Origin of the sequence: Mangrovibacterium lignilyticum (assembly GCF_010882175.1) — a bacterium.
Classification (GTDB): domain Bacteria; phylum Bacteroidota; class Bacteroidia; order Bacteroidales; family Prolixibacteraceae; genus Mangrovibacterium; species Mangrovibacterium lignilyticum.
On sequence record NZ_WKLH01000012.1, the window covers coordinates 1 to 4,329 of the forward strand.

Sequence of the window (4,329 nt, forward strand, 5' to 3'; positions counted from 1 at the left end):
GGCGTGTCGAATTGAAGAACGGCAAGTTCGCTGAGGCCGAACAAAACTTAAGAGCTGCGATCGAGATCATGACCACTTATCATCCCAACCCGGCATCGGGCGAGGCGCATTATTTCTGTGGTTTGGCTTGCTCGTTCCAGGGGCGAAAAGATGAAGCTTATGCTTTATTTTACAAATCAAGCTGGAATTTCGAATGGCGTGCATCTGCTTATTACCAGTTAGCAACATTGGATTGCCTGAAGGCTGACTACGAAACAGCTTTGGAGCACTTGGAAGCATCGCTGGATACCAATCGCCAGAATAACAAAGCTGCGATTCTGAAGGCTGTTGTATTGAAGCGTCAGGGCAAGAAGGAAGTCGCACAAAGCGTCTTGGCTGAACTTTTCAAAACAGATGCATTGGATCAATGGGCTAAATTTGAACTGGCTAATCAATCTGGTGATTATACAGACTTTATCCAATCGTCGCGCAATGATGCCCAGACCATTTTGGATATTGCTTTTGATTATGCAGAGGCTGGTTTCTATGCGGAGGCCATAGCTGTGATTGAATTGCATCACGAAAATGAAATTCCGGCATGTGCGGTGCCGAATCCGATGGCCGAGTCAGTCATGACAGAGTTTACTCTGGCCTGGTTGTACCAGCAGAATGGCGAATCTTCCAATGCTGCTGAAACGCTTAAATTGGCAAAAACAGCTTCCTGTGATTATGTGTTCCCTTCGCGCATCTACGAGCAATTGGTGTTGGAGTGGGCTTTGCAAGTCGATTCTGAAAATACGGTTGCGGCTTTCGGGCTGGGGAACTATTACTTCAACCTGAAACGTCACAAGGATGCCATTCGCGTTTGGGAAATGGCAGCAGATGCCGGCAGTAGTTACGGAACTTTATATCGGAATTTGGGTATCGCTTACTGGAATACTTTTGAGGATGGCGACAAAGCCAGACAAGCGTTCCAAAAAGCTGTTGAACTCGCTCCAAATGATATGCGAGTTCGGTATGAATATGACCAGTTACGCAAAAAATTGAACGATGATCCGAAAGATCGATTGGAAAGTTTGCTGCCGATTTTGGACCAAATTACAACCCGCGATGACTTTTCGGTTGAATTGGCTGCTCTCTACAATTTTAATGATGAATATAAAAAAGCCTTGAACCTGATGGAGAATCGAAACTTCCATCCATGGGAAGGTGGCGAAGGCCAGGTTTTACGGCAGTATACTTATGCGTGTTTGAAATTGGGACAGTTGGCGTTGAAAGCAGGGGATGCTAAAGTTGCTTTCGCATATTTCGAGAAGTCGATGAATACACCGGATAACCTGGGAGAAAAGTACCATCCATTGCAGGCTGTGGCACACATCAACTACTGGAAAGGAATGGCCATGAAAGCCCTGGGCAAAATAGAAGAAGCCAATACGTACTTCACTGCCAGCACCAACGAGGAGGGAGACTTCATCGATATGGCCGTGAGTGCTTATTCTGAATTGTCTTACTACAAGTCACTTTCGTTAAGGGAACTGGGTGAGACTGCCGAGGCGGAAGACTTGCTGAAAAAAATCAAAGCATTTGCTGAAGCCAAGCTGAAGGAGAAAGTTCAGATTGACTACTTTGCGACTTCGTTGCCGCTGTTGCTGGTGTTCGAGGATAACATTCAGATGCGAAATACGGTCGACGCTAAATTCCTGATCGCACTGGCAGAAGTTGGGCTCGGCAACGGCAATGTGTCGTCAGAATTAGCCAAAGAAATATTGGAGTTTAATTCAATGCATGTTGGTATATCTGATCTCGTAAAAGAACTTGAATGCGTTTAACGAAATGTTTTAGGTCTATAAAAAGTTAAAACGCAATTTAATAAAGGGGAGATGGATTTGAATAATTCATCTCACCCTTACTAACTAACCTTTATTACCCGAAAATAAATAACAATTTAATTATGAAAGTAATTGTAACCGGAGGACTGGGCTTTATTGGTTCTCATACAGTTGTGGAACTTTGGAATAGTGGTTTTGAACCAGTTATTGTAGATAACCTAAGTAATTCAAATGAAAGTGTGCTTTCTCAGTTGAATGAGCTAACAGGCAAACAAACTACTTGTTATAAAATTGATTGTACCGAGGTAGATATGTTGCGTGAGATTATCAGGGAAGAAAAGCCTGAGGGAATCATCCATTTTGCAGCTCATAAAGCGGTTGGTGAATCGGTAAAAGAACCTTTAAAATATTATGGCAACAATGTCAATTCAACGCTGGTTTTAATAAATCTAATGCGCGAAATAGGGATTAAGAATCTGATTTTTTCTTCCTCTTGCACAGTCTATGGAGAGCCCGACTCTATTCCGGTTACAGAGCAGAATAGAAGAAAAAAAGCTACATCTCCCTATGGAAATACAAAAGCTATTTGTGAGGATATTATTGAGAATAGCGTACATGCCTATCAATGCCTGAGAGCAACGTCATTACGGTATTTCAATCCAATTGGTGCTCATCCCTCTGGTCTAATAGGAGAACTACCTTTAGGAGTACCCAATAACCTGGTGCCCTACATTACACAAACAGCTGTTGGGAAAAGGCCAAAACTAACTGTCTTTGGGAATGATTATGATACTGCCGACGGTACCTGTGTGCGAGATTTTATCCACGTTGTTGATCTGGCTCAGGCGCATGTTGCAGCGTTGAATTTTCTAATTTCTTCGAAAAGTGAATCTTTATATGAAGTATTTAATATCGGAACAGGGAGTGGTAATTCCGTTTTAGAGCTTATTCAATGCTTTGAAGAAGTAAACAGTGTGAAGCTTAACTATGAATTTGGATCCCGAAGAGAAGGTGATATCGAGAAGATTTATGGCTGTGCAGATAAAGCCAGAGCTATTTTAGGATGGAAGTCAAATAAAACGTTGCAAGAGGCCCTCGCAGATGCTTACAGGTGGGAAAGACGATTGTTGGAGTCTAATTGAATTGTTGGCGTTGAAGAGAGTTGAGATAATCATAGAAAATATAAAGGGCTATTGGATATGGAAGAACTCGTAATTGTTTTAGATCAGGAAACAGGTGAAAGAAATGAAATGTCTAAAGTCGCTTTTGAAAGTTTGATTTGTTATGATGACAAAGGCCGATATTTGATACTCAAAAAAAATTAACAGTAAGACTATGCCAGCCTGCTTTTAACGGAGAGTCCACGCTTCTGGATTGGTACATGGATAGCAGGTTGAGTTTTTGAAATAGGGACATTCTTGCGTTTCGGTTTGGGGAAAGCGATTTATTTCTGCGTCTATGTAGGTAAGATGCATCAACTAAACTTAGAACGAATGAAAACCTATCTGAAATGTATTTTTTATAGTCTTGGCATTACATTGTTTTTCTACACTACAGCAGTTGGCCAGAACACGCAAATCATCGAAGTCAAAACCAAATCAACGTCACTGGTGTATGCCGTTGACCAAAGCGAACGCTTGGTCTTTCAATATTACGGAAAAGCTGTTGACGCTCTCGATAATTTTCTGCATCAGCAAGCCTATCCAAAACCGGATACTGACCGTGATTTTTCTTACGAAGCTTATCCAACCTTTGGTTTGGGGAATATTAACGAGCTAGCCTTGTCTGTCATTCATGCCGATGGAAGTTTAAATACGGAGCTGGCTTTTGATGGCGTAGAAACAAAGAGTTCGCAAACGGGTGTGTCATAAACGGTCATTCATTTAAAAGACCGGATTTATAACCTGACAGTCGAGCTTCTAAGAAATAAGCAAGGCCCTCTCATTGAAAAAACTTATGTCCAGACAATAGCTTCGCATTTTCTTCCTGGCTAATCTTGATATATTTCAAGAATGACTTTTCAGTCTTATGCCCGGTTATTTTCATGATGGATATGGACGGAATTCCAGCCAGGTACATGTTAGTAGCTCCGGATCTACGGGCAGTGTGGGTGCTGATTAACTCCCACTTTTGCTGGTTGCGTTCAACCAGTTCATTGCCTTCTGTTCGGCTAACACTTACTAAATCGTTGATCCCTACACAGCGGCACACCTGCTTGATTTGTTTGTTGAGTTTCTGGTCACTTATCGGAGTTGTAATTTCAAATCCGGAATTAAGAATTTCGCCAACTATCGGATGAATTGGAATGACGACGTCTTCATTCTTTCGGGTTCCTTTTTGGGTTTTATACGAATGAATTTCTCCTGAATGTTTACTTCATTGAGCCGGTTGAAATCACTCACCCGAAGGGCTGTGAATGCTCCGATCAAAAACTTGTTTTTAGCGATCGTCATCGCTTTGACTGCTCTCATTCGGAGTTCAACATTCGGTGTTTTGATAACTTCAGAGATGTTGTAGACTG

The 4,329-nt window shown here is 41.9% G+C and carries 6 protein-coding genes; 4 read left to right on the forward strand and 2 right to left on the reverse strand.

The window, feature by feature from the left end; all coding sequences use genetic code 11:
* The 4 genes from GJV22_RS22020 to GJV22_RS22030 form a co-directional block, all read left to right on the forward strand.
* A partial coding sequence (locus tag GJV22_RS22020; protein ID WP_163718775.1) for a tetratricopeptide repeat protein occupies positions 1 to 1,808 on the forward strand: 1,808 nt, incomplete at its 5' end.
* Positions 1,809 to 1,930: 122 nt separating this feature from the next.
* Positions 1,931 to 2,950, forward strand: coding sequence for a UDP-glucose 4-epimerase GalE (galE, locus tag GJV22_RS22025; RefSeq protein ID WP_163718777.1), 1,020 nt, complete (start codon positions 1,931 to 1,933; stop codon positions 2,948 to 2,950).
* A 57-nt stretch (positions 2,951 to 3,007) separates the two neighbouring features.
* A complete protein-coding gene (locus tag GJV22_RS22340; protein ID WP_262888233.1) occupies positions 3,008 to 3,133 on the forward strand; it encodes a hypothetical protein in 126 nt (41 codons plus the stop codon).
* 168 nt (positions 3,134 to 3,301) lie between these two features.
* Positions 3,302 to 3,679: a glycoside hydrolase family 36 N-terminal domain-containing protein gene (locus GJV22_RS22030; protein WP_163718779.1), complete on the forward strand. Its 378-nt coding sequence runs from the start codon at positions 3,302 to 3,304 to the stop codon at positions 3,677 to 3,679.
* A 70-nt stretch (positions 3,680 to 3,749) separates the two neighbouring features.
* On the opposite strand, the gene GJV22_RS22465 is transcribed toward GJV22_RS22030, so the two are convergent.
* Positions 3,750 to 4,019, reverse strand: a complete 270-nt coding sequence (locus GJV22_RS22465) for a site-specific integrase (RefSeq protein ID WP_238480375.1) — start codon at positions 4,017 to 4,019, stop codon at positions 3,750 to 3,752.
* 77 nt (positions 4,020 to 4,096) lie between these two features.
* Positions 4,097 to 4,329 (reverse strand): hypothetical protein (locus GJV22_RS22040; protein WP_205462009.1); only part of this gene is annotated, 233 nt, incomplete at its 5' end.